This is a genomic window from Kitasatospora sp. NPDC058184, from assembly GCF_042883725.1.
Classification (GTDB): Bacteria; Actinomycetota; Actinomycetes; order Streptomycetales; family Streptomycetaceae; genus Kitasatospora.
Genome location: NZ_JBHVVE010000017.1, coordinates 128617 through 151702 on the forward strand (window position 1 = coordinate 128617; position 23086 = coordinate 151702).

24 protein-coding genes are annotated in these 23086 nt (G+C 71.8%); 8 read left to right on the plus strand and 16 right to left on the minus strand.

Annotated features, from left to right (window positions below; all coding sequences use genetic code 11):
* Window positions 1–89 precede the first annotated feature (89 nt).
* The 3 genes from ACFVXH_RS28950 to ACFVXH_RS28960 all read left to right on the plus strand — a co-directional run bounded on the left by ACFVXH_RS28950 (window position 90) and on the right by ACFVXH_RS28960 (window position 3534).
* Window positions 90–1517 (plus strand): MFS transporter, encoded by a 1428-nt coding sequence (locus ACFVXH_RS28950; RefSeq protein WP_387828630.1) that lies wholly within the window; start codon window positions 90–92, stop codon window positions 1515–1517.
* A gap of 62 nt (window positions 1518–1579) precedes the next feature.
* Window positions 1580–2614: an alcohol dehydrogenase catalytic domain-containing protein gene (locus ACFVXH_RS28955; protein WP_387828632.1), complete on the plus strand. Its 1035-nt coding sequence runs from the start codon at window positions 1580–1582 to the stop codon at window positions 2612–2614.
* Window positions 2615–2682: 68 nt separating this feature from the next.
* On the plus strand, window positions 2683–3534 hold the full coding sequence (locus ACFVXH_RS28960; protein WP_387828634.1) for an aldo/keto reductase: 852 nt from the start codon (window positions 2683–2685) through the stop codon (window positions 3532–3534).
* 75 nt (window positions 3535–3609) lie between these two features.
* Here ACFVXH_RS28960 and ACFVXH_RS28965 read toward each other — a convergent pair whose 3' ends face one another.
* The 5 genes from ACFVXH_RS28965 to ACFVXH_RS28985 form a co-directional block, all read right to left on the minus strand.
* A complete protein-coding gene (locus ACFVXH_RS28965; protein WP_074003068.1) occupies window positions 3610–4023 on the minus strand; it encodes a cupin domain-containing protein in 414 nt (137 codons plus the stop codon).
* Between the two features lie 40 nt (window positions 4024–4063).
* Entirely contained in the window at window positions 4064–4831 is a 768-nt protein-coding gene (locus tag ACFVXH_RS28970; protein ID WP_074003069.1) for a glucose 1-dehydrogenase, read from the minus strand.
* A gap of 28 nt (window positions 4832–4859) precedes the next feature.
* Complete coding sequence (locus ACFVXH_RS28975; RefSeq protein WP_079272243.1) at window positions 4860–6125, minus strand: MFS transporter; 1266 nt, start codon at window positions 6123–6125, stop codon at window positions 4860–4862.
* A 29-nt stretch (window positions 6126–6154) separates the two neighbouring features.
* Window positions 6155–6292, minus strand: a complete 138-nt coding sequence (locus ACFVXH_RS28980) for a hypothetical protein (protein WP_158077717.1) — start codon at window positions 6290–6292, stop codon at window positions 6155–6157.
* 92 nt (window positions 6293–6384) lie between these two features.
* Window positions 6385–7401, minus strand: a complete 1017-nt coding sequence (locus ACFVXH_RS28985) for a zinc-dependent alcohol dehydrogenase family protein (protein WP_387828637.1) — start codon at window positions 7399–7401, stop codon at window positions 6385–6387.
* A gap of 209 nt (window positions 7402–7610) precedes the next feature.
* Between ACFVXH_RS28985 and ACFVXH_RS28990 the strand changes: the two genes are divergently transcribed.
* Window positions 7611–8501 carry a helix-turn-helix transcriptional regulator gene (locus tag ACFVXH_RS28990; RefSeq protein WP_387828639.1) on the plus strand — a complete coding sequence of 297 codons (891 nt, stop codon included), beginning with the start codon at window positions 7611–7613 and terminating at the stop codon, window positions 8499–8501.
* Between the two features lie 155 nt (window positions 8502–8656).
* Here the strand turns inward: ACFVXH_RS28990 and ACFVXH_RS28995 are convergent, their stop codons facing one another.
* The 10 genes from ACFVXH_RS28995 to ACFVXH_RS29040 form a co-directional block, all read right to left on the minus strand.
* The gene (locus tag ACFVXH_RS28995) at window positions 8657–9136 is read right to left on the minus strand and encodes a hypothetical protein (RefSeq protein WP_387828641.1); all 480 of its coding nucleotides are present in this window, start codon (window positions 9134–9136) and stop codon (window positions 8657–8659) included.
* A 152-nt stretch (window positions 9137–9288) separates the two neighbouring features.
* Entirely contained in the window at window positions 9289–9684 is a 396-nt protein-coding gene (locus ACFVXH_RS29000; RefSeq protein ID WP_387828643.1) for a hypothetical protein, read from the minus strand.
* Window positions 9685–9769: 85 nt separating this feature from the next.
* Window positions 9770–11515 carry a relaxase/mobilization nuclease domain-containing protein gene (locus ACFVXH_RS29005; RefSeq protein ID WP_387828645.1) on the minus strand — a complete coding sequence of 582 codons (1746 nt, stop codon included), beginning with the start codon at window positions 11513–11515 and terminating at the stop codon, window positions 9770–9772.
* A complete protein-coding gene (locus ACFVXH_RS29010) occupies window positions 11512–11937 on the minus strand; it encodes a MobC family plasmid mobilization relaxosome protein (RefSeq protein ID WP_387828647.1) in 426 nt (141 codons plus the stop codon). Before ACFVXH_RS29010 ends, ACFVXH_RS29005 begins: the two co-directional genes overlap by 4 nt.
* Window positions 11938–12116: 179 nt before the next feature.
* Window positions 12117–12341, minus strand: a complete 225-nt coding sequence (locus ACFVXH_RS29015) for a hypothetical protein (RefSeq protein ID WP_387828649.1) — start codon at window positions 12339–12341, stop codon at window positions 12117–12119.
* 84 nt (window positions 12342–12425) lie between these two features.
* Entirely contained in the window at window positions 12426–13409 is a 984-nt protein-coding gene (locus tag ACFVXH_RS29020; protein WP_387828651.1) for a DUF2637 domain-containing protein, read from the minus strand.
* A complete protein-coding gene (locus ACFVXH_RS29025; RefSeq protein WP_387828653.1) occupies window positions 13406–13978 on the minus strand; it encodes a WhiB family transcriptional regulator in 573 nt (190 codons plus the stop codon). Before ACFVXH_RS29025 ends, ACFVXH_RS29020 begins: the two co-directional genes overlap by 4 nt.
* A gap of 112 nt (window positions 13979–14090) precedes the next feature.
* Entirely contained in the window at window positions 14091–14798 is a 708-nt protein-coding gene (locus tag ACFVXH_RS29030) for an ATP-binding protein (protein ID WP_387828655.1), read from the minus strand.
* On the minus strand, window positions 14798–15847 hold the full coding sequence (locus ACFVXH_RS29035; RefSeq protein ID WP_387828657.1) for a hypothetical protein: 1050 nt from the start codon (window positions 15845–15847) through the stop codon (window positions 14798–14800). The genes ACFVXH_RS29030 and ACFVXH_RS29035 overlap by 1 nt, the downstream gene beginning before the upstream one ends.
* Before the next feature lies 1 nt (window position 15848).
* Complete coding sequence (locus ACFVXH_RS29040) at window positions 15849–16172, minus strand: transcriptional regulator (RefSeq protein ID WP_387828659.1); 324 nt, start codon at window positions 16170–16172, stop codon at window positions 15849–15851.
* 899 nt (window positions 16173–17071) lie between these two features.
* Between ACFVXH_RS29040 and ACFVXH_RS29045 the strand changes: the two genes are divergently transcribed.
* The 3 genes from ACFVXH_RS29045 (at window position 17072) to ACFVXH_RS29055 (ending at window position 20938) form a co-directional block, all read left to right on the plus strand.
* Window positions 17072–18019, plus strand: a complete 948-nt coding sequence (locus tag ACFVXH_RS29045) for a zinc-binding alcohol dehydrogenase family protein (protein WP_387828661.1) — start codon at window positions 17072–17074, stop codon at window positions 18017–18019.
* A gap of 97 nt (window positions 18020–18116) precedes the next feature.
* Window positions 18117–18971, plus strand: a complete 855-nt coding sequence (locus tag ACFVXH_RS29050; protein WP_387828663.1) for an IclR family transcriptional regulator C-terminal domain-containing protein — start codon at window positions 18117–18119, stop codon at window positions 18969–18971.
* A gap of 176 nt (window positions 18972–19147) precedes the next feature.
* Window positions 19148–20938, plus strand: a complete 1791-nt coding sequence (locus ACFVXH_RS29055; protein WP_387828665.1) for a prolyl oligopeptidase family serine peptidase — start codon at window positions 19148–19150, stop codon at window positions 20936–20938.
* On the opposite strand, the gene ACFVXH_RS29060 is transcribed toward ACFVXH_RS29055, so the two are convergent.
* Complete coding sequence (locus ACFVXH_RS29060) at window positions 20916–22226, minus strand: helix-turn-helix transcriptional regulator (RefSeq protein ID WP_387828667.1); 1311 nt, start codon at window positions 22224–22226, stop codon at window positions 20916–20918. The genes ACFVXH_RS29055 and ACFVXH_RS29060 overlap by 23 nt on opposite strands.
* A 288-nt stretch (window positions 22227–22514) precedes the next feature.
* Between ACFVXH_RS29060 and ACFVXH_RS29065 the strand changes: the two genes are divergently transcribed.
* On the plus strand, window positions 22515–22892 hold the full coding sequence (locus ACFVXH_RS29065; protein WP_074003085.1) for a hypothetical protein: 378 nt from the start codon (window positions 22515–22517) through the stop codon (window positions 22890–22892).
* The last annotated feature ends 194 nt before the right edge of the window (window positions 22893–23086 follow it).

Sequence of the window (23086 nt, forward strand, 5' to 3'; positions counted from 1 at the left end):
GCACCCCTCACGGGACACAGGCGTGGGGGTCCTTGTCAGGGTCTGCTTCACCGCCCCGCTGACGCCCGGGGCGCGGTTGTCTGGAGGGCATGACCGATCCGACCACCCGAACAGACGCCTCGATTCCCGCCACCGCTCCCGCCCACGCCCACGGCCGGCAGCCTGTCACCGGCCCGGCTCCGGTGCCGGGTGCGCGGTTCGCGCTCGGGGCGGCGCTGCTGGGGTTCTTCGTGATCACGCTGGACGCGCTGATCGTCAGCGTCGCGCTGCCCGCGATCGGCTCCGACCTGGGCGGCGGAATCAGCGGGCTGCAGTGGGTGGTGGACGGCTACACCCTGATGCTGGCCGCATTGCTGTTCTCTGCCGGGTCGGTCTCGGACCGGATCGGCGCGAAGCGGGCGTTCGGCCTCGGCCTGGTGCTGTTCCTACCGGCGTCGACCGTGTGCGGGCTGGCACCGACGCTGGGGGTGCTGGTGGCGGCCCGGCTCGTACAGGGCGCGGGGGCAGCGGTGATGATGCCGGCCACCCTGGCGCTGATCCGCGAGGCGTTCCCCGACGCCGAGCGGCGCACCCGGGCGCTGGCGCTGTGGGCGGTGGGCGGGTCGGTGGGCTCCGCCGCTGGCCCGCTGGTCGGCGGGGCGTTGGCCGGGTGGGACTGGCGGTGGATCTTCTTCATCAACCTACCCGTCGGCCTGCTGGCACTCGTGCTGCTGGGCCGCGCGCCCTCCTCCCCGCGGCGGTCGGTGCCGTTCGACGTGGTCGGCCAGGTCGCCGCAGTGGCGGCGCTGGGCGCGCTCACCTACGCGCTGATCGAGGGTGGCCAGGCCGGGTTCGCCAGTGCCCGGATCGTGGGGGCGCTGGTGCTCGCGGTGGCGGCGGCGGCCGTGTTCCTGGTCCGCCAAGCGCGGGGGCGGGCACCGATGATGCCGCTGGATCTGTTCCGCTCCCGCCCGGTGGTGGCCTCGCTGGTGGCCGGGTTCGCGCTGAACGTCGGCTTCTACGGGGTGACGTTCCTGTTCAGCCTGTACTTCCAGACCTTCCGGGGCATGTCGGCGGCCGTCACGGGCCTGCTGTTCCTGCCGATGACGCTGCAGAGCGTGGGCGTGTCCTTCGTCTCGGCGGCGGCCACCCGCCGCTTCGGCGCCAAGGCCACGATGGTCGCCGGGCAGGTGGCGATGGGTGCCGGGCTGGTGGTGCTGTGCCTGCTGCCGGCCACCGTGCCGGTGTGGGTGGTCGCGCTGGCGCTGATGCCGGTGTCGTTCGGCGGCACGCTGGCGGTCCCCGCGATGACCGGCCTGATGCTGGGCTCCGTCCCGGCCGAGCGGGCCGGGCTGGCCTCCGGCGTGCTGAACACCCTCCGCCAGGTCGGCGGGACCGTGGCCGTCGCCGTCTACGGCGCCCTCGTCACCGCTGGCCCCTTCACCGCCAGCATGCGCACCGGCTTGATCGCCGCCGCCGGCCTGCTCGCCGCCACCGCCGCCCTCGGCGCCCTGCGCGCCCGCACCCCCCGTACCTGACCCTGCCCCGCCCGGCGGCCGAGCGGATGCCGCCGCCGACCTGCTCAAGGAGATTTGGACCCATGCGAGCAACCGTGCTGTACGGAGCCGGAGACGTGCGTGTCGAGAACGTGCCCGACCCGGTGATCAAGAACCCCACCGACGCGATCGTGCGGGTGCTGCGAGCCGCGGTCTGCGGCAGCGACCTGCACCCCTACCGCTCCGCCCCCGCCAGCGGCACCGGCCGGCAGATGGGCCACGAGTTCCTCGGCACTGTCGAGGACGTCGGCCCCGAGGTGACCGGCCTCAAGCGCGGCGACCTGGTGCTGTCCCCGTTCACCTACGCGGACAACACCTGCTGGTGGTGCGAGCACGGCCTGCAGACCTCCTGCCCGCACGGCGGCCGGTACGGCTTCGACGGCGTCGACGGCGGCCAGGGCGAGGCCGTGCGCGTCCCGCAGGCCGACGGCACCCTCGTGAAGATCCCCGCCGCCGTAGACGAGGCGCTGCTGCCCTCCCTGCTGACGCTCACCGACGTGTTCTGCACCGGCCACCACGCCGCCGTCACCGCCCAGGTGAGCCCCGGCAGCAGCATCGCGGTCGTCGGGGACGGCGCGGTCGGCCTGTGCGCAGTCCTCACAGCCCGGCGCCTGGGCGCCGAGCAGGTGATCCTTATGGGCCGCCACACCGACCGCACCGACCTCGGTGTCGAGTTCGGCGCCACCGGCGTCGTCCTCGCCACCGGCGACGAGGGCGCCGAGCAGGTACGGCAGCTGACCGTCGGCCGCGGCGCGGACGCCGTCCTGGAGTGCGTCGGCTCGATGCAGACCCTCACCACCTCCTTCGCCGCTGTCCGCGACGGCGGCGTGATCAGCCGCGTCGGCGTCCCCTGCTACACCGACGGGCCGATCGGCATGGAAATGATCATGCGGAACATCACCCTGACCGGCGGCGTCGACCCCGCCCGCCACTACATCGACCAGGTTCTGCCCGACGTCCTGGACGGCACGATCCGGCCCGGCCGCGTCTTCGACCGCACCTTCCCGATCGAGCAGGCCCCGGACGCCTATCGCGCCATGGCCGACCGGCACGTCCTCAAGGCCCTCCTCACCCCCTGACCACGCGCTCCCGGACGCACTCTGTCCGGCGACCGGCGACACACCCCGCACAGCGAAGGAAGAACACCGTGCAGCACGTCACCCTGAACAACGGCCTCCAGATGCCGATCCTCGGCTTCGGCGTCTACCAGATCCCCGCCCACCAGACCGAACGCGCCGTCACCGACGCCCTCGCGGCCGGCTACCGGCTGCTGGACACCGCCGCCGCCTACGGCAACGAGGAAGCCGTCGGCCACGCGATCAAGAACAGCGGCATCCCCCGCGAGGACCTGTTCGTCACCACGAAGCTGTGGGTCCAGGACGCCCCCGCCCAGGACAACACCCGCCGCGCGCTGGAGACCTCGCTCGCCAAGCTCGGCCTGGACCACGTCGACCTGTACCTGATGCACCAGCCCTACGGCGACGTCTACGGTCAGTGGCGCGCCATGGAGGCCGCGAACCGCGAGGGCCTTGCGCGGGCGATCGGCGTCGCCAACTTCTACCCCGACCGGCTGCTGGACCTGATCCTCAACAACGAGACCGCCCCGGCCGTCAACCAGATCGAGACCCACCCCTTCTTTCAGCGGACCGCCGACCAGGCCCTGATGGGCGAGCACGGGGTGCAGCACCAGGCGTGGGGCGGCTTCGCCGAAGGCAAGAACGACCTGTTCACCCACCCCGTCCTCGCCGGCATCGGCGAGGCGCACGGCAAGTCGGTCGCCCAGGTCGTGCTGCGCTGGCTGGTCCAGCGCGACATCGTCACCATCCCCAAGTCCGTCAACCCCGACCGGATGGCGCAGAACATCGACGTCTTCGACTTCGCCCTCACCGACGAGGAGCTGGCGCAGATCGCGGCTCTCGACACCGGCAAGACCCTGTTCTTCGACCACCACGACCCTGAGATGGTCGCCTGGCTCAGCAAGCGCCGTCTGGAGAGCTGATACCGACTGGGGCACGGGCCTGGGCGAGGCGCCCCGTCGCCGGCCTGTCAGGACGGCCTGGCGGCGGGGTGCCCGCTACCGCTGGCGAGTGCGGGGGCCGTTGTACTGCTGGTCGGTGACGGGTTCGGCCCAGGTGGTCTCGGGGGTGCCGTCGGCGGTGGCCTCCCACATGGCGATGTGCTCCATGAAGCGGTCGGGGGCGGCGCCGTGCCAGTGCTCCTCGCCGGGCGGGCAGCTGACCGTCTCGCCGGGGCGGGCCTCGAAGAGGGTGCCGTCGCGGGTGCCGATCAGGGCGGTGCCGGAGACGACGTGCAAGGTCTGGCCGACGGCGTGAGCGTGCCAGTGGGTGCGGGCACCGGGGGCGAAGCGGACCAGGTTGGCGCGCATCCGGGAGGGTTCCTGCCCGGCGACGATGACGTCCCACCAGACGTCTCCGGTGAACCAGTCGGCGGGGGCCTTGCTGGTGGGCTGGGGCTGGACGAGTTCCATGGCGGTCGGCCTTTCTCAGGTGTTGGCAGTGCTCGGGGGTTCAGCGGGCGACGTAGCCGCCGTCGACGGGCAGGGCGACGCCGACGACGAAGCTCGCGCCGGGGCTGCACAGCCATAGGACGGCCTGGGCGATCTCCTCGGCGGTGCCGAGCCGGCCGATGGGCTGGTTCGCCTCGGCTTCGGCGCGGTCGAGCTCACCGTTGGCGATCATGTCCTGGACCATCGGGGTGTCGATGGTGCCGGGGCAGATCGCGTTGATGCGGATCCCGCGGGGGGCGTATTCGAGGGCGGCGCTGCCGGTCGGGCCGATCACGCCGTGCTTGGAGGAGTGGTAGGAGGCGCGGCCGGGGATGCCGACCAGGCCGCCGAGGGAGGAGCAGTTGACGATCGCGCCGCTGCCCTGGGCGCGCATGTGGCGCAGCTCGTGCTTCATGCTCGCCCAGATGCCGCGCAGGTTGACGGCGTGGACGCGGTCGAAGATCTCGGCGTCCTCGTCGGCGGCGTCGGCGGGCGGGATCTGGATGCCGGCGTTGTTGTAGGCCGCATCGAGGCGGCCGAAGGTGGCGACGGTGCGGTCGACGGCGGCGGCGACCTGCTGCTCGTCGGTGACGTCGCAGGGCAGGGCCAGGACCTGGTGGCCCTGGTCTGCCAGTTCGCGGGCGGCCTGGTGGAGGGCGGGCCGGTCGAGGTCGGCGAGGGCGACGGCCGCGCCGGCGGCGGCGAAGGCGCGGGCGGTGTCCAGGCCCATCCCGGAGGAGGCGCCGGTGACGAAGGCGACCTGGCCGGTGAAGTCGTAGACGGGGTTCATCGCGGTGTTCTCCCAACAGGTTCGGGGTTCACCGGCCGACGGGGATCTGTGTGCCGGCGGCGTGCGGGGCGGCCGGTGGCGGCACGGAGCCGGTCCGTGGGGCGGGGCCCGGTGCGGGCCGGGCGGCTCCGCGAAGGGCGAGGGCGGCCAGCGGCAGGAGGGTGAGGGCAGCGAGGATGCCGCCGACGAGGGCGGGTCCGGTCAGGCCAAGGCCGGTGCCGAGGGCGTGGCCGGCGAGTGCGGAGCCGGCGGCGATGCCGGTGTTGTAGGCGGAGGTGGTCAGGGCGGAGGTGAGGATGGGGGCGTCGCCGGCGAAGCGGACGGCCAGCGAGGTGACGACGGGGTTGACGGCGAAGCCGGTCAGGGCCATGAGGAAGACCAGGGCGACGGCCGTCGCCGGGTTGGTGGACAACGGGACGAGCAGCAGCAGGACGGCCGCGGTGGCCGCGGCGGCGGTGATCGTGGTGGCCATGGGGCGGCGGTCGCCGAGCCGCCCGCCGATGGTGTTGCCGCCGAGCGCGCCGGCGCCGAAGGCGACCAGCACCAGCGGCACGGCGTTCTCCGGGATGCCGGCGCGGCCGGTCAGCAGCGGCGTGATGTACGTGTAGGTGGCCAGGACGCCGCCCATGATCAGGACGGCGGCGGCCAGTGCCAACCACAGCCTGCCCTGCCGCAGTGCCCGGACCTCGGCACGCGCCGACACCTCGGCCCGGTGCCCGGTGTCGGGGACGAGGCGGCCCACGGTCGAGGCGGCGAGGGCGGCGAGGACGGCCAGGGCCCAGAAGGGACCGCGCCAGCCGGTGGCCTGCCCGACGACGGACCCGAGGGGAACGCCGACGACGTTGGCCAGGGTCAGGCCGCCCATCATGGCGCCCACCGCGCGGATGGAGCGGCCGGGGCCCGCCGCTTCGGTGGCGATGACGAAGCCGACGGCCCAGAACGCGCCGGTGGCCAGCGCGGTGACGAGGCGGGCGGCGAGAACGACGGTGAAGTCGGTGCTGAGGGCAGCGACGACGTGGCCGAGCGCAAAGACGGCCAGGGCGAGGACCAGGGTCCGCCGCCGGGGCAGGCGCAGGGTGGCCAGGGCCATGGTCGGGCCGCCGGCGATCATGCCGACGGCGAAGGCGGTGATCAGCAGTCCGGCATGGGAGACACCGACGCCGAGGTCACCGGCGATCTCCGGGAGGAGCCCGGCGACGACGAACTCGGTGGTGCCCATCAGGAAGGTGCCGGCGGCGAGCACCCACACGACGAAGGGGAGCTTGCCGGTGGCGGGGCCGACGGGGCGGGGCATACGGGCTTCTTTCCGTGGGCGGGGGCGGGTCAGGGGGTGGCTTCGAGAGTGATCTTCTCGGCGCGGGCCAGGCGGCCGGGGTCGGCGTCGAGGTGGCCGAGGACCAGCGACAGCAGTGCGGCCGGCGGGGCGAGGCGGAGCAGGGCGTGGCGCAGCGGGGCGGGCATGGGTGTCGTCCTGGGGCTCGGGTGGCCGGGGCCTGCGGGCCCGGTGCGGGCGGTGGCCCGCCGCCGGGCCCCGGCCGGTTCGACCGTCGCGGTCAGGGCTTGAGGAGGGCCTTGATGGCGCGGCGCTCGTCCATCGCGCGGTAGCCCTCGGCAACCTGGTCCAGCGGCACGGTGAGGTCGAAGACCTTGCCCGGGTCGATGCTGCCGGCCAGGACGCGCTCGATCAGGTCAGGCAGGTAGCGGCGCACCGGGGCGGGGCCACCGCGCAGGCCCACATGGGAGAAGAACAGCTCCTGGCCGTCGACGGCGACCCCGTGCGGGACACCCACGAAGCCGACGCTGCCGCCGGGTCGGGCCGAGTGCAGGGCCTGTCGCATGGACTGGGCGGTGCCCACGCACTCCAGGACGCTGTCGGCGCCGATGCCGCCGGTCAGTTCCTTGATCCGGGCCACGCCCTCGTCGCCGCGCTCGGTGACGATGTCGGTGGCGCCGAACTGCAGGGCGAGGTTCTGCCGGGAGGCGTGGCGGGACATGGCGATGATCCGTTCGGCGCCCATCTCCTTCGCGGCGATCACGGCGCACAGGCCGACCGCGCCGTCACCGACCACCACCGCGGTCGAGCCGGGCTTGACCTCGGCCGCGTCGGCGGCCCACCAGCCGGTGCCCAGCACGTCCGAGACCGCCAGCAGACCCGGCCAGAACTCCTCGCCCGGGGTGCCGTCGATGGCGACCAGGGTGCCCTGGGCATTGGGGATACGGACGTACTCGGCCTGGCAGGTGGACATGAACTCGCGGTGCACGCAGTTCGACTGGAAGCCGCGCAGGCAGTTCGGGCAGGTGTTGTCGGAGGTCGCGAACGAGCCGACCACGAACTGGCCCGGCCGCAGCGAGGTGACGGCGGAGCCGACCTCCTCCACGAAGCCGACATACTCGTGCCCCATCGGGTGCGGGTCGCCGACCGGCTCCGCCCCGCGGTAGGGCCACAGGTCCGAACCGCACACGCAGGTCACGGCCGTTCGGATGATCGCGTCGGTGGGGTGGAGGATCTTCGGGTCGTCCAGTGTCTCGAAGCGGACGTCCCGGGGGGCGTGGATGACTGCGCCGCGCATGAGAGGGATTCCTTCGTGTTCCGGGGCGGACAGCCGGGCGTGCCGGCCACTGCCGAATGCGTGTCGGGCGCGGGCCCGAGGCCGGCGGGGCTGGCCGGGGAGCGCCACGTCTCCAGGAAAGGCGCTTCCGGTGCGCGCAGCGAGTCACCATCAAGGGGTGTACCGGCAGTACATCCCTCCCGGGCCCGGCGGCCCGTACCGTCGAAGGCGTGAACAACAGCCAGGAGGTCCGCGAGTTCCTCACCTCGCGGCGCGCGAAGATCAGCCCCGAGCAGGCCGGCATGCCGACGGGCAGCCGCCGCCGGGTGCCCGGCCTGCGCCGCAGCGAGGTCGCCGCCCTCGCGGACATGAGCGTCGAGTACTACGCCAAACTGGAGCGCGGCAACCTCGCCGGCGTCTCACCTGCGGTCCTGGAGGCCGTAGCCCGCGCGCTCCAGCTCGACGACGCCGAGCGTGCCCACCTGCTGCACCTCGCCCAGGCAGCCGACGGCTCCGACACCCTCGCCCGGCCCCGCCGGCGCACCAGCCGCCAGTGGAAGGCGCACCGGAGCCTGCAGTGGATGCTCGACGCCGTCACTGCAGGCCCCGCGTTCGTCCGCAACGGTCGGATGGATCTGCTCGCCGCCAACCAGCTCGCCCGCGCCTTCTACGCCGAGGTGTACGACGTCCCCGGCAACCAGAAGAACCTCGCCCGGTTCCAATTCCTCGACCCGGCCTCCCGCCGCTTCTACCCCGACTGGGACCAGGCCGCCGACATTGCGGTGGCCATCCTGCGCACCGAGGCCGGGCGCGACCCCCACGACAAGGACCTGCACGACCTCGTCGGTGAGCTCTCCACCCGCAGCGACGAGTTCCGCACCCGCTGGGGCACCCACAACGTCCGCCACCACGGCACCGGCACCAAACGCTTCCACCACCACGCGGTCGGCGACCTCACTCTCGCCTACGAAGGACTCAACATGGCCGCCGAACCTGGCCTCACCCTCACGATCTACACCGCCGAACCTGGCTCACCCAGCGAACAGGGCCTACGCCTGCTCGCTACCTGGGCCGCTACGCAGGAAGCTGGTGCCCCTCCTCGCCAGACAGCGGAGCACTGACCAACGCCACGCCCCCGCTGGGCAACCTCCAGACACCACTGAACCCGAGCTCCGACAGCCCACTAAGCCAACGCTCGAGTTCCTATTGCCGGGAGACCGGGAATCGGCGAACCCGCGCGTTCTCCGGCGCCGCAGACCGAAGGCGTACACCGTCTTCAATGCGACCGCGTCCCGCAGCGCGGCCAGAGCGCCCTTGCGTCGGCGGGCCCGGGTCTCCTCCACCCGTCCGTCCGCCGCATTGAACAGCACCGGCACCGTACGAAGAGGTCCAGATACCGAGCCAGCCACCCGTACCGGCCATCGGTGGCATAGCCGCATAACAGCCGCAGCGCGTCCTGGTATCTCCGCCCCGTCGACACAGCCAGACCCTGCCGGCGCGATCGGAGGCTGTCGATGAACGGCTCCGTCTCCAACGGCGTCCACTGCCACGGGTACTCGTTGGTGTACTCCGCGAAACACCGAACCAGCCGCAGCCGCGGCGCGATCGTCCGCTCAACATCCAGAAACCGGGCCCGCTGCTGCAGCGCCGAGCCCTCTAGCGTCGCCTCGACGGCAGCCGGTTCCGAATCGAGATAGGCGACCCCGGAGGCCAGCACCGGATGGGCTGCTCCCGGCAGGTCCAGCACTCTGTTCACGTTGCATCCAACGCAACATCGTTGCATCGGTTGCGCCCGCCCCGCCAGGAACGCCAACCGGGGGACCGGCCCCAGCCGATCCCCCGGTAAAGTCGCAGCTCACCACCATGCGCAGCACATGCCGGATGTTGCATCCGATGCAATACCGCTCGTTACTCCAGGTAGAGCCCGGCGAAGAGTCCGTCGAACCCCAGCACGCTGCGGGCCTCATCGAGGGTGCGGTAGTGCGTCCAGGTCGGGTCGGCGATCATCGCGTCGAAATCCCGGCGGGTGATCTCCGGCTCCAGCCACTCCGTGCCACAGCGGCAGCCGATCCAGACGTGGCGGCGGTGGTTGATCAGCAGCCAGTCCCGGCGCGCTCGGCAGGTGGGGCAGATGACGGGCACTCCGCGGAGCGCCAGTTCGGTGGGGCACTTCACGAGGCGCACCGCGTCCGGGCCGCTCGGGGGTCGGCTGTCGTACTCCAGCTGCAGAAGGGGGTCGGAGGCGGCCGAGGTGGTGGTGGTCGGGTTCGTGGTGGTGGTGGTGCGCTCGTCGGTTCTGGTCACGGGCTCTCCATTCGGTGCTCAGGTTCTTGCGTAACACCTGGTGGGACCGGGTGTCGAGGGGTTTGTGCCCGCCGGGCCGGTGGGGTTAGCGGCGCGGGGTCGGACGGTGCAGGTCAGGCGCGGGCTGGGCCGGTTGCAGTGCGATGCGCTGTGCGGTCCGGCCCGGCTTCGCGCCGTTCCTGGTGGTTGCCGGGGCCTGGTGCGGGGGCTCGGGGCTCGCGGGGAGGTCAGCGATGCGGCGGATGCGCCAGACCAGGACGTCGTCGCGGTTGCGGGCGGTGTCGAGTTCGCGCCAGGAGGCGGCTTCCTCCAGCAGAGCCTTCGGGTCGTGGCCGGCCTTCTCGGCTTCGGCGAGGACCGCGGCCAGGGCGTCGTGGTCGCTGCCCCGTGCCGACGGCCGCCGGTCGCTGTCGAGGACGGTGTGGATGGTGATTTCGTGGCGGCGGCGGTCGGCCTCTGGCAGAGCTCGGCCTGCTTCGCGCATCGTGCGCATCGGGGTAGCTGCGGCCTGCTGGTAGGCGGTACGCAGGTGGTCGGCGGCCTGGCGGGAGGCGGCGGCCTGCTGGGCATGGCCGCGGGCGGAGTGCCAGCGGGCGGCGGCCAGGGTGACCAGGACGAAGGTCGACAGGGCCATGGCGGTGGCGCCGCCGTCCTCGCCCCGGCCGAGCGCGCTGCCGGCCTGGACGATGCCGCGGGCGGCGGAGCGCAGGGCGCGGATGTCGGCGTTCTCGGCGCGGACGTGGCTGCGGGTGGCGCGTTCGAAGGCTCGGGCTGCGTCTCGGAGTTCGGTCCGGGTGGCGGCCGGGGAGGTCTGGGCGAGGGCGTCGAGGAGTTCGCCCGCTCCGACGAGTTGAGCGGCGGCTTCGTCGTCGTCCTGGTCGAGGACGGCGAGAGTGCTCTCGGCGATGCCGACGGCGTCCCGGCGGCGGCGGGCGGGAGCGGAACGGTCGGCGCGGGCCGGGCGGTCGTCCGGCTCCGGGGTTCCGGTGGTGGGTGCGGCGTCGAGGCGGCGGCGGATTCGGGGCAGGGAGAGGTCGGGGGCAAGCTTGGACCCGGGGAACCAGATGGGCTCGCCGGTGCGGTTGCGGTCGCCGGGCAAGGCGACGTTGTAGCCGAGGACGTCGCCGGAGGGGGCGTGGCGCAGCTTCACTCGCAGGCCGGCTTCGCGTAGGCGGGTGAAGAACTCCTGCTCGTTGTCGGCTCCGGCGAGGGCTTGGCGGACAGCTTCGCGCAGGGTTTCGCGTGGGGGCTCGGTGCGGCCGGTGCGTTCGGCCTTGAAGTGCTCCTGGCTGGTGGGGTTCTTGGCGGCGGTGCCGTCGCCGGGGTTGAGTCGGCGCAGGCCGTACTCCTTCTCGATAAGGCGGGCCTCCGTCTGGGCCTTGCGCTTGTCGAAGCTGAGGCCGGCGAGGCGGCCGTCCTGGCGGACGAGGGTGGCGGCGATGTGGATGTGGTCGTCGGCGTGGCGGACGGCGACCCAGCGGCAGGCGGCGGTGTCGCCTTCGGGGGCGATGCCGGTGGCGTGGACGATGCGCCGGGCGATGGTGGCCCACTCCGTGTCGTCGAGGTGCCGGTCGCCGGGGGCGGTGCGCAGTGAGCAGTGCCAGATCCTGGTGGCCGGTGCCTGCTTGCCGAGAACCCTGACCGGCTGGTCGAGCTGGTTGGCGAGTTTGGCGACCTGGTGGCGCTCCGGGTTGGGGCCCGGGTCGGGGGCGAAGCCGTTCCAGGAGGCGACGAGGTGCTGGTCAATGTGCTCCTCGTGCTTGCCGGGGCCGAAGAGGTAGTCGATGAGGGGGAAGGCGCGGTCGGTGCCGGTGCGGATCTTGGGGATCACCGGCGGATGAGCCAGTCGACGGCGTCATCGACCGCGTCGATGGAGGCTTCGACGCGGGTCAGGAGCTGGCGGAGCTCGGCGCCCGGCTGGCCGCCGGCGTTCACGTAGTGGGCGAGCTGGTTGAGGTTGTTGCCCACGGCGCCGAGCTGGCGGTTGGACTCCATGAGTTCCTGGATGCCGCGCCGGTAGTCAGCGACGGCAGCGCTGGGGTCGGTGCTGGCGGCGGCAGCCACCGCGGCGGCAGCGGTGTAGCCGCCGGGGGCGAGGTCGGCTCGGGCGGCGGCGTGCTGGAGGAGGGACCACTCGGGGTCGCTGAAGCGGGGACAGACGCGGTTGGCGCGCGGCACGCTCTGGCGAAGGCGTCGGCGCGGCGTGGCGCGGTCGGCGGTCGGCTGTTGCTCCTCCTCCTCTGTGGTCGGCACCCCTGGGCCGACTTCCCGGTCGGCGGCAGGCCCCCCTGGGTCTGCCGCCGACCGGGGTGCCTGCGCTCCGTTCGGGGCGCAGGCGGGGTAAGGACTCCTTACCCCACAACTTGCTCCGCCAGGAGCCCTGTTGCGGTCACGCTCAGGTCCAGGGGTGGTGCTGTCCTGGGCGTAGGTGGTCATCGGCTGGCCTCGGTGTCGTGCTGGCGGATGTCGAGGAGGAGTTCCTCGATGAAGTCGAGGGCGAGGACGGGGTGGTGGAGGGTCCAGGGGCGGGAGTGCCGGCCACGCTGGACGCTGCGGGCGCCGTCCGGGCCGGTTTCGACGCGGTGGAGGTGGCCGCGCCGGGTGAGGACGGCAAGCCAGGCGTCCGCCTCGGCCCAGGTCGCGGGGGTGGTGCGCATGGTGGGGTACTCCCGTTCGACGGTGGCGCGGGTGGGTGACCGCCCGGGGTGACCTGCTCGGCCACCCCGGCGGTTGGCTGTCGGTCAGTTCCGGTCGGCGGTGACCGGCTGACCGTGCTGTTCGCGCAGCTGGGCCATCAGGTGGGTCAGGGTCGCGCTGGACAGCGGTATCTGCTGACCCCGGATCGCCTCGGCGACCACCCGGCGGGTCAGCTTGTCCTCCTCCCTGACCGCCTGCCGGGCGATCTTCAGCAGGTCCTCGGTGTCCAGGTCAGGGCGGCGGTCACCGTCCCGGTCGGTGACCGGAGAGGCGGTGACCGGCGGCTTGACCTGCGGTCGGTCAGTGACCGCCCGGACGGTGTCCGGGTGACCGCCCAGGTCAGAGCGCTTGGTCAGGCTGACCGCGCTCACCGGGGTCGGCTGCGGCTTCGGCGTCGGGGCGGTGACCGGGCGGCTGACCGGCTGACCGGGGGCGGGGCGACCGGCACCGTCCTGACCGGCGGTCAGCACCGCCAGCCGCTCGGTCAGTGCGACCTCCTCGGTGGTGACCTGTCCGGGGTCAGGGGTGACCTGACCGGCGTCGGCCTCGGCCGGCCGGTCGCCGTGACCCTCCCGGTCAGCGAGGCCGACCGGTCCGCGGGCGATGAGAATGTAGAGGTGGACGGCTCCGGCCAGGGCGAGCGGGGCGATGGTGGACAGCACCGCGACCACCGTGTCGCCCAGCCGAAGGCCCGAGGTGGCCTTCTGCTCGTTCAGCCGGACGGCATGCAGGGCATTGGCCCACAGGCTCGTCCCGGTGGCCGCGCCGAAGAGCGTCCACACGTAGGCGCGGGCCCTCAGCGGTGCGGCGCGCAGGACGAGTAGGGCGCGCACCCCGTAGGCGATGAAGCCGTCGACGATGATCGGGAAGAGGTAGGTGAGGAGGCCCCTCACGTGGATGGCGATGGCCATCTGCTGCAGCGCGTCGTAGGAGAGCGCGCAGCCGGCGGCGCCGAGGGCGATGACGACGGCTCGGTCCCAGCTGGTGACGTGGACGGCGGTGGGGCTGGTCGCGGTGGTGGTGGTCATGCGGCCGTCCCGAAGGCGTCGCGGACCAGCTGCTCGGTGCTGGCGGCGCCGCAGTCGGCCGAGGCGGTGCGGGAGGCCTTTTCGGCGATCTGTCGGTGGCGGATCGCGCGGCGGGTTTCGCGGTAGAGCTTGAGGGCGTGCTCCGGGCTGATCTTGAGGAGCCAGGCGAGGCGTTCGACGGGGACGTCCTGGCGGTATCCGGCGAGGACGACGGCGCGACGCTCCGCCTTGGTGAGGTGGATGTCGCGTCCGACGAGGGTCGCGTTGACGCGACTGTAGTCGAGGCGGTCGTTGATCTTGGCGTGCAGGGGTTCGCGTTCCTCCTCGGTGAGGCCGCCCCGGATTCCGTGGGTGTCGCCGGTTTCGAGGGCGGCGTCCAGGCAGGCCCGGACGACCGGGCACTGGGCGCACAGGGCCTTGGCGGTGGCGATCTTGTCGGCGTCCTCCGGCCCGGGGAAGAAAGTCTCCGGGTCGACGGCGTTGTACTCGGTCGGGGTGCAGACAGCCTGGTCCTGCCAGGTGTGGTCGCCGAGGGCACGGTGGCGGGCAGGGCGGGTCGTGGTGGTCATGCGGGGTTGCTCCGATCGCTCTCCGCGCGCGGGGTCGGCGTCGGCGAAGATGTGCGCTGGGTCGGTGAAGGTCGGGTGGCTAGCCCGTCGGGCTGCCGGACGCGGCGGCGGCTCAGGCGGCGCGCTGGAGGCGTCTGTGGTCGACCGACTCGAAGGCGACCCGGGTGGTCATCTGGGCGAGCCGGGAGGTGACGCGGTCACCGAGACAGGTGCGGAGGTCCTTGATCGGCAGGTTGCTGGTGATCAGGGTTGGAAGCATGTGGTTGTAGCGGCGGTTGATCAGCCGGTAGGTCTGCTCCTCGACGAACTCCGAGCTCTTGGCGGCACCCAGGTCGTCGAGGATCAGCAGCGGCACCCGGCTGTAGGCCGCGAGCGTCCGCTCGGAGTCGGTTCCGGTGCTGGGGCGGAGTTCGGCGTAGAGGTCAGCGGCGGTGGTGGCGCGCCAGCGCACACCGATGCCGGCCTCGACCAAGCGGCGTACGGCGCCGTACGCCTCGTGGGTCTTGCCCGCGCCGACGACTCCGGCCATCAGCAGGCTGGGGCCGGTGGTGACCTGGCGGCGGGCACCGAGGCTGGGGGCGGCGGCCTGGGCAGCGACCTGCCGCACCCAGGCCAGGACCTGCGGGTTGGTGGCAACCGCGTCGCGGTAGCGCGGCGGCAGCCCTGCGGACAAGGCCTCCTCCGGCGAGTACGGCTCCGGCTCGTCCGGGAGGGCGGCGACCGCGTGCTGGTCGATGCCCCGGGCCGCGAGGATCCGGGCCATCCGGTCGAGCACCGAGGGGGCGGCGGCGAGAGTCTGCGGGTCGCGGCGGGTGCGCATCACAGCTCCTCGGCGTAGGCGGCGACGGCGTCGACCGGGTTGGTCCACGCCTGGTGAGCGGGCACGTTAGGCCGGATTCCCGGCCGCGCCAAACCGGCGCCTCGTGCGTTCATGGCGTCGTTGACCAGGCTCGGTAGCCGGGAGGGGTGGCCCTGGATCTCGGCGAAGCGCCGCAGCCCGGCGCGGACGTGGTCGGCGGCGATGCCCTCGTCCAGCAGGGTCTTGACGACCTTGCCGAGGTGGCCGATCACGCTGCCCGGCGGACGCTCCGCACAGGCGGCGACGTACTCGCCGATCAGCTGGCCGCCCGAGACCGTGTCCGCGTCGGGCGCCTGGCGCCCCGTAGGGAAAGAAGATCCAGGATCCAAGATCCTAGATCCAGGCGCCGAGGGCTCCGGGAGGCTTCGGCGAACCTTCGGGGAGGTTTCGCCGAATGCCGTCTGACCTGCGGTTTTCTGGAGGGCTGGAACCGGCTCGCCGTTGGTGTCGACTGCCGGGTCCGCTGCTTCCGCGGCGGCGGGAGCCGTCTGCGTGGCGGGCGCCGGGAGGGGCTCGTTCAGCCGCTGGAGGGCTGCGGGAGGGTTCGCCGAGGTTTCGGCGAACCCTCGGGGAGTGCTCGCAGTTCCCTCGACTGCGGTTCCCGGGGTGCTGACGAGGGCGGCCTGCTGGATGCACGGGCCCTTGCAGACGCCGCACCGCTCCGGTTCGCAGTGCGGGCACGCGGGCAGCCGGGACAGACTCGGCTTGTCGATCTTCTGGTGCTTGCGCCAGGTCGGGTAGTGGAAGTACTTGCGGCCGTCGCAGCCGGTGTAGCGGCAAATCGCACCGACCGAGGCGAGTTGCCGGAGGTGGTCCTCGACCTCTGAGCGGTTGATCTCGTCGCGCATCGGCCAGATGAGGCCGTAGACGATCGCCGCACTGTCACGGTGGCGGCCGTGGTCGTCGGCGTGGTTGGTCATACCGAGGAAGGTGACCATCGCCGGGATGGAGACCTCGGCCAGCGTTTCGGAGACCCAGGTCTCCGGCTTGACGGACCGTATTCGTGCCACGTCAGCGCCCCCGGACCGAGATGTCCGCGCAGACGGCGAGCTGCCCGTCAGCGAGGTCGAGGATGTACGGGCGCGTCCAGTCGGCGTCCGGATGGGCCCGGACGATCCACCACGCGACGACCCTTCTGGCGACGGGGCTCAGCCGGATCGGGCGCCCGGCGGCGTCGGTGGCACGGGCGTAGGCGTGGGGCCACTGGGTCACCGGGTCAGTGAAGCCGACGGTGACCGCGGCAGCGCCCGGGATCATGTCCGCGAGCTTGGCGGCGAGGCGTGGACGTGCGTCCGTGTTCGGGCAGGCCAGGGTTCCGCTGGGTGCGGCGGGCATGCAATACTCCCTGCTTCGTAGGAGCACGCGCGGCGGTCCTCGTGCGAAGAAGTCCCGCTGCGCGCGTGGGTAGTGAATCGACACCCTCCGGGGCGTCGGGTCCGGCGTCCAGGAGTTGGTAGCTCCGGGACGCCGGTCTCATGTGGGGCCCACCGGGCCGGCGCTCAGCCGCCCGTCCTCCCCTGGCCGCCGGCTGACCGTGCGGCGGGAGCAGCACCATAGGGGCAACGCGGCCGACAGATCCATCCCGTTCTTCCGTACGCGGTCGAGGCTCCGGCAGAGCCCGCAGGCAGGTGGCCTCCGCCCGTGACGGTCAGTGCCCGAAGCCGGTCGCCGTCCCCAGGCCTTCGACAGCCGGGGTCACCGTACGCAGGGAATGAATGGGCGCCCGATCTCACTCGCGGTGACTCTGCCCTTGGCTGCGAGGCCCGGAAGCACCGGTCGGCCCGGCCCCGAATCACAGCCGGACGAAGCTGAAGCTCCATTACCTAATTCCCCATCAAGCAGGCGGCCCGCGATTGCGGCGACAGGGAGACATTAAGTAGCGACCCGGATACAGGTCAACAAATCAAGGGTATCTACGCGGGAAGAACGGAGGCTTTTTCGGAGACTGAGAAATGATCTTCCCGCAAAGCGTGAGGTAACGCTCCGCAAGCAGAGCAGTCAGTCGCGCGTAGCAAAATTCCCCCGAATCCTCACAGTGAGCAAGCACCCCGGCATCGATACTCAGCGTCACGTGACGAATACCACTCGCCAAGAATCTCCATCCCAGCAATGGACTTGGCCCCTATATGCGCAAACAGAATCCGGCGTTCCGTGGCGGGTATATTCGCTGTCCGAGCGACCCGCCAGCGGGAACTCGCCGACAATCCAACATGCAATACTTGGGGCTGATAAAGATGCGCGCAATAGCCGTCCGGGAGTTCGGTGGCCCGGAGGTCCTGGAGCCGACCGAACTGCCCGAACCGGAGAGCCGTCCCGGCCACATTCGACTCCGTACTCGGCTGGCCGGCGTCAACTACGCCGACGTCCACCTGCGCGAAGGCTCGTACCCCGCGCCCATGCCCGCCCCGTTCGTCCCGGGCAACGAGGTGCTCGGCATCGCCGAGGACGGGCGCCGCTACATCGCGCTCAGCCGTGGCGGCGGCTACGCCGAGACCGCGGTTGTTCACCGGAAGCTCGCCTTCGAGGTTCCGGACGGCATCGCCGACCACGACGCCGTCGCCCTCACACTCCAGGGCAACACCGCCTGGCACCTGCTCTTCACCGACCTGCGAGTCACCACCGGGGACACCGTCCTCGTTCCGGCCGCAGCGGGTGGGGTCGGTTCGCTCGCCGTCCAGCTCGCCAAGCACGCCGGAGCCAAGGTCGTCGCCATGGCCTCCAGCGAGGAGAAGCGCCGGATCGCCGCAGAGTTGGGGGCGGATGCCGTCGTCGACTCCTCCACCGCCGAGCACCTCACCGAGCGGATCCTCGACGCCGCCGGCGGCCACGTCACCGCCGCGATGGAGATGACCGGCGGCGACGTCGTCCACGCCACCCTCGCCGCCCTCACCCCCCGCGGACGCCTCGCGGTCTTCGGCTCGGTGACCGGTGCGAACGGCCTCGTCCCCATCACCAGCCTGCTCGCCGGGTCAAAGGCGGTCAGCGGCTTCTGGCTGCCGAACCTCTACGCTTCCCGCACCCACATCAACGACTCGATGTCCGCGCTGTTCACGGCGGTCACCGAAGGCTGGCTCAAGCCGCTCAACGGCCCGGTGTACAAGCTCGGCCAGGCCCGTCAGGCCCACCACGACCTCGCCGCCCGCCTCACCACCGGCAAGATCGTCCTTGACATCGACCGCTGACCGGCTGCCCTCCCGTACGCCTGCCCCAGGCGGGTTACCGCGGAACGTCCCCCTCGCGCCGTCGCCGGACGACGCGACGATCCCCCGGAAGCCGAACATGACGAGCACTACCACGCCCGCGCCCGACGCAGTGCCCGAGCAGCACCAGGACGAGGCACCAAGCAAGCCGCCGTCCTCACTCGCGGCCCGCGCTTTCGCCGTCCAGCGGGCCTTCACCCAGCTCTCCGGCGAGGTGCACTCGTTGCGCGCCATCGCCGCCACCGCCGGGCTGGACGACGCCACCACCCACCGGATCCTCAAGACCGGTGTCACCGGCGGCGTCTTCGAACAGATCGGCCGCGGCCGCTACCGCCTCGGGACCGGCACCGCCCGCGCCGGTGTCCAGGCCATGGCCCACTCCCCCAGCGCCGCGTCCACCCACACCATCCTCGAACGCCTCCACGCCGCCACCAGCGGCCTCGCCCTGCTCTACGTCCTCTCCCCCTTCGGCGGCGCGAAGCGCCTGTGCACCGACTACGTCATCGGCGACATCGATCCCGCCGAAGTCGGCATGTCCGCCGAGGACGTCGTCTCCGTCTCCCGCTCTCTGCGCACCGGCGCCTCCGGACGAGTCATCCTCGCTTACCTGCCCCAGACCATCCAGGACCTGGTGCTCGCCGAGGAGGTCCCGCCGACCGCCGGCCCCGGCGTGATCCGCGACAACGACGCCCTCAACGCATCCCTCGACGAGATCCGCCACCTCGGCTTCGGAGTCGGCCGTCAGGAGTGCATGCCCGGCTGGGACTCCGTCTCCGCCCCGGTCCTGTGGCACGACTCCATCATGGGCTCTGTCCTCCTGCTTCGGCGCTCCGCCGATATGCCCACCGACCTGCGCCCGTTGATCTACCACACCCGCGAGGCGGCCGAGAGCATCAGCGAGCTGACCACGAGCCCGATCGCGGCTGCCATGTAGCCCACAGCCGCCGAGCCTGCCCAGCGCTGCCACCCGTGAACGGAACCGGGTGGCAGCGCTGAGGATTCCGGAACCCTCCCAGCCTCTCTCCGAACTCGGACCGGGCGTCCCAACGTCGTGTACCGGTCACTTTATGGCGGTGGCACTTACCGGCGTGATTCGGCAGGATCCCTCCCATGAGGTCTCAGGACACAGGGCTGTCACCCGCGTGGGTCGCGCGGAAGGTCGTCGCGTACGACGAACTCCAGGCCGTGGCAGGATCGCTGTGGTGGTTGCAGTCCGACCCCGATCACGGCGGGGTCCGGCGCGTGATGTGTTTGGAGCGATCCGGCAATGCCTCCGCGGTGACGCCGTCCGACTTCTCCGTCGGGGGCGAGCTCCACGCCTACGGCGGCGGCAGCTTCGCCGTGGTGGAGGGCGCGGTGTGGTTCATCGGGGACCGCGGTTCCCTCTTCCGCCAACCACTCGGCCGCGCGCCGGACAGGATCGTTCCCGTCCGTGGCTCCGAGCACTACGGCGACCTCACTCCGGGCCCCGAGGGCAGCGTGTTCGCGGTCCGTGGTGACGGCGCTGCGGACGAGATCGTCGCGGTGACTCCGGCCGGAGACGTTCAGATCCTGGTTCGCTCCTCCAAATTCCTCTCCTGTCCCCGCCTTGCAGGGGACGCCCTGGCGTACCTGGAGTGGGGCCGGGACCAGATGCCTTGGGACAGCTGCCGCCTCCTGCTGGCCGACATCCGATCCGGCCGCCCCGGAGCGGGTCGGGTCGTCGCAGGCGGCTCCTCGGAGTCCGTGGTCCAGCCGTCTTGGGGGCCCGACGGACTGCTGTACTTCATGTCCGACCGAACGGGTTGGTGGAACCTCTACCGGCTTCGCGACGACACGGTGACGGCGGTCCTGCCCACCGATGCGGACTGTGCGCCGGCACCCTGGGAGGCGGGCTACCAGTCGTACGGATTCGCCCCCGACGGCACCGTCGTGCTGACCATACTGAACGGGTTCTCCACCGAACTCGTCGCTGTCGATCCCACAGGCAGTCGGCGCCGGCTCGGCCCGAACCTCACCTCGGTGAAGCCGTACATCGCGGTCGACGACGGCCGGCTCGCCGTGATCGGCTCCACCCCGTCGTCCGCCCCGGGCTTGTGGTCGCTCGACCTCACGGCACAAGCCGACGCCCCGGCTGTCCCGATAAGCACTGGGTGCGTGCCCGCCCCGCCCTGGTCGCCCGTCCCGCCGTCGATGGACACCGCCCGGGGTGGCGACGGCCGTGTGAGCTTCCTGCTCCACCGACCGGCAGAGACGGCAGCACCCGTGCCGCTTCTGGTGCGAGCACACCCCGGCCCGACGGACGATGTGCCCCTGCGGCTGGACTGGACGACCCAGTTCTTCGTCAGTCACGGATTCGCCGTCGCCGACGTCCTCTACCGGGGCAGCACCGGCCGGGGTCGTGCGTTCCGGCAGGCGTTGCACGGCCACTGGGGCGAGTACGACGTCGAGGACTGTGCCGCGGTGGCCGAGCACCTGCGCTCGACCGGCGCGGCACTGCCCGAGGCGATGTTCATCAGCGGCGCGAGCGCCGGCGGGTACACGGCGCTCCAGGCAGCGAGTCGTCCCGGGCCGTTCGCCGGCGCGACGGCCACCTCGGCAATCATCGACCCCGCACGGTGGGAGCTGTCCGTCCCGGAGTTCCAGCGTCCCCACTCGGCCGTGCTGCGGGGGCCTGCCGGAGCAGTGACGCCGGAACGGATCCGTTGTCCCGTGCTAGTGATCCACGGAACCGCTGACACGATCACGTCCGCCAAGGAGGCCATGCAGTTCGCCCAGGACCTGGCCGCCCTCGGCGGTGGCCACGACAGCCTGATGCTGGACGGCGGCGACCACTACCTGTCAGCGCCCGCCGCCCGGGAACAGGCCCTCCGCGCCGAACTCGACTTCTACCGCCGCCTCATGAGCCGCCCGAGAGCGTGACGGCCATGCCGTCGGCTTCGGGCAGCACGACCCGGGCGAACTCGCGAAGCTCCCGGGCCGGGGCGTAGTCGTCGTGGGCCCGCAGGTCGGCCAGGACGCCGGCCACCCGCTCGATGCACCGGCCTGACCCTGTCCTGGCGGCATAGGCGACGGCGTCCCGGCCGGCCGCGCACGCCCGGTCGAGGTGCCCGGTACGCAGCCAGGTGGCGGCGAGCAGGGCGGCATCGATCGCTCGCCGGCGGACCCGGTCCTCGCCGACACCGCTGAGGGCCTCGGCGAGTTGGCTCCTCGCGGCCGGGGCGCGACCGAGGTCGTGGAGACAGTGGGCGACCTCGTCCGCGAGGTAGGCGTGGTTGAAGTAGCGGATCCAGGTGGGCTCGTCCTGGTGGTCAGCAGTGTCGAGCAGCTTCTCGGCCTGGATGATCAGCTTGGTCGCCTCGGTCTCCCTGCGCATCCTGGCGTTCGCGCGAGCCACGACCGCGGTGATGGCAGCCCGGGTTGCCGGGCTCGCGGCAGTCCCGGCCGCTGCCTGGGCCGAGGCCGCCCAACGCAGGGCGGTCTCCGGCTCGCCGCAGTGCAGCGCGAGGTGCCCGAGGTTCACCGCCACGAGGTAGGCGCTGTACGCCTGGTCATTGGTCACAGCCGTCAGGGTGAGCGCGCGCCGGTAGTACGCCTGGGCCTGGTCGGGGCTTCCGGTGTCGACCGCCTGGTATCCGGCGAGCTCGCAGAATCCGGCCGTGAGCCTTGCACGCCGGCGAGCGACCGATTCGTCTGCGGCCTGGCGGCGAAGAAGCGCTTCGAGTTCGTTGTCGATGTAGGAGCTGACCTGTCGCTGGTACTGCCGAGCCCCGTGCGTGTGGTCGAGCTGACGGAACAGATCGAGCATTCCCTCGGCGGCACCGATATCGGCTTCGGTCACCGGCAGCGACGTTGCAGTTCCCTCGATCAGGGAGCTGACGGACAGCCAGTCGGCGACCAGACCGTCCGCCTGTGCCAAAGGAGACGCGACGGGCGCCGTCGTCTGCTCACCCTGACTGTGCCGGTGGACCACTTCCGTTCGACCGTCGTCCTCCCTCGGGGTGACTGCCGGCTCGTCGACAGTATCCGAGCTTCCGGGGAGCAGGGAGCGCAACTGGGTCGCGGAGACCTTCAGCAGTCTCGCGAGCTTCGGCATCTGCCACGGTTGCGGCGTCGCCGTGCCCTTCTCCCAGCGATGGACTGTTGTGCGGTCGACGTCCATCAGTCTCGCCAACTGCTCCTGGGTGTAGCCGGCCGCCCTGCGCTGCACGGCGAGCCGTCCCCATCGTGTCATCGCATTCCCCCAAGAGTTCCCGGTCCGCCAACTGCCCAGGTCATCGGCACCTTTTCAACATCACTGCTACACGTTGCCACAAGTCTGCACTGTTGCACTGGGCTTGGCAGGTGCTTCCGTATGAGCCCCAAGGATTTCCCACCTTGGATCGGGGCTGACCCTCCGCACTGCCGCAGCCGGACGCACCTCGGCGTCTCGCGCATTCCGGCTGTGCCCGGGGCACCACCACCACCCGGCTCAGCAGCTCTCCAGACAAGGAAGCCGATGACCACGATCCTCTCTCCCCCGACCGGTCCCGTGCCCGCTCCCCAGCCGGCCGCACCGCGACGGGCCCCGGCGGATCCGTCCGTCGACGTCTCCGACGTCAGGCTCGTTCCCGACCTCAAGGGCGGGCCCGTCTCGCACCTCGCCACGGATGCGCCGACCACGAAATCGCCTCGGCGTCCGCCCGGTCCGGCCACCAGGGCACGGGGCGCAGAGCCCGGCGACCCTGTGGAGACGTTCATGTGGACGCTGTGGCTGTTGGGCAACGTCCTCGTGATCGCCCTCGTGGGGATGCTCGTCGACCACGAGGTGGAGCACCAAGGCGTCGCGCATGGGCAGGCCCCCACCCGCTCCGCGCCCGACGTCGGAGAGACCTAGCCAAGCGGCTTCGGGACATCACCGCGGAATTCACGTGGTGGGCGGGCTGCTTCGCTTTCGCAGTCGCGCGCCTGCTCTGCCCACCATCTGACAACGGCTCCGCCCTGGATCGTCAGGGGCGAGGTCCTCGCGTCCAAACCGGCTACGGCCCGTCCGTGCATCGCCGGCCCATCGGCTGGCCCATCACGGGCGTG

Excerpts from the sequence above, each read along its gene's own strand:
- ACFVXH_RS28950 (WP_387828630.1), top strand. The coding sequence starts at position 90 with ATGACCGATCCGACCACCCGAACAGACGCCTCGATTCCCGCCACCGCT.
- ACFVXH_RS28955 (WP_387828632.1), top strand. The coding sequence starts at position 1,580 with ATGCGAGCAACCGTGCTGTACGGAGCCGGAGACGTGCGTGTCGAGAAC.
- ACFVXH_RS28965 (WP_074003068.1), bottom strand. The coding sequence starts at position 4,023 with ATGGAACTCGTCCAGCCCCAGCCCACCAGCAAGGCCCCCGCCGACTGG.
- ACFVXH_RS28970 (WP_074003069.1), bottom strand. The coding sequence starts at position 4,831 with ATGAACCCCGTCTACGACTTCACCGGCCAGGTCGCCTTCGTCACCGGC.
- ACFVXH_RS28975 (WP_079272243.1), bottom strand. The coding sequence starts at position 6,125 with ATGCCCCGCCCCGTCGGCCCCGCCACCGGCAAGCTCCCCTTCGTCGTG.
- ACFVXH_RS28980 (WP_158077717.1), bottom strand. The coding sequence starts at position 6,292 with ATGCCCGCCCCGCTGCGCCACGCCCTGCTCCGCCTCGCCCCGCCGGCC.
- ACFVXH_RS28985 (WP_387828637.1), bottom strand. The coding sequence starts at position 7,401 with ATGCGCGGCGCAGTCATCCACGCCCCCCGGGACGTCCGCTTCGAGACA.
- ACFVXH_RS29015 (WP_387828649.1), bottom strand. The coding sequence starts at position 12,341 with ATGCGCACCACCCCCGCGACCTGGGCCGAGGCGGACGCCTGGCTTGCC.
- ACFVXH_RS29020 (WP_387828651.1), bottom strand. The coding sequence starts at position 13,409 with ATGACCACCACCACCGCGACCAGCCCCACCGCCGTCCACGTCACCAGC.
- ACFVXH_RS29025 (WP_387828653.1), bottom strand. The coding sequence starts at position 13,978 with ATGACCACCACGACCCGCCCTGCCCGCCACCGTGCCCTCGGCGACCAC.
- ACFVXH_RS29030 (WP_387828655.1), bottom strand. The coding sequence starts at position 14,798 with ATGCGCACCCGCCGCGACCCGCAGACTCTCGCCGCCGCCCCCTCGGTG.
- ACFVXH_RS29040 (WP_387828659.1), bottom strand. The coding sequence starts at position 16,172 with ATGCCCGCCGCACCCAGCGGAACCCTGGCCTGCCCGAACACGGACGCA.
- ACFVXH_RS29045 (WP_387828661.1), top strand. The coding sequence starts at position 17,072 with ATGCGCGCAATAGCCGTCCGGGAGTTCGGTGGCCCGGAGGTCCTGGAG.
- ACFVXH_RS29050 (WP_387828663.1), top strand. The coding sequence starts at position 18,117 with ATGACGAGCACTACCACGCCCGCGCCCGACGCAGTGCCCGAGCAGCAC.
- ACFVXH_RS29055 (WP_387828665.1), top strand. The coding sequence starts at position 19,148 with ATGAGGTCTCAGGACACAGGGCTGTCACCCGCGTGGGTCGCGCGGAAG.
- ACFVXH_RS29065 (WP_074003085.1), top strand. The coding sequence starts at position 22,515 with ATGACCACGATCCTCTCTCCCCCGACCGGTCCCGTGCCCGCTCCCCAG.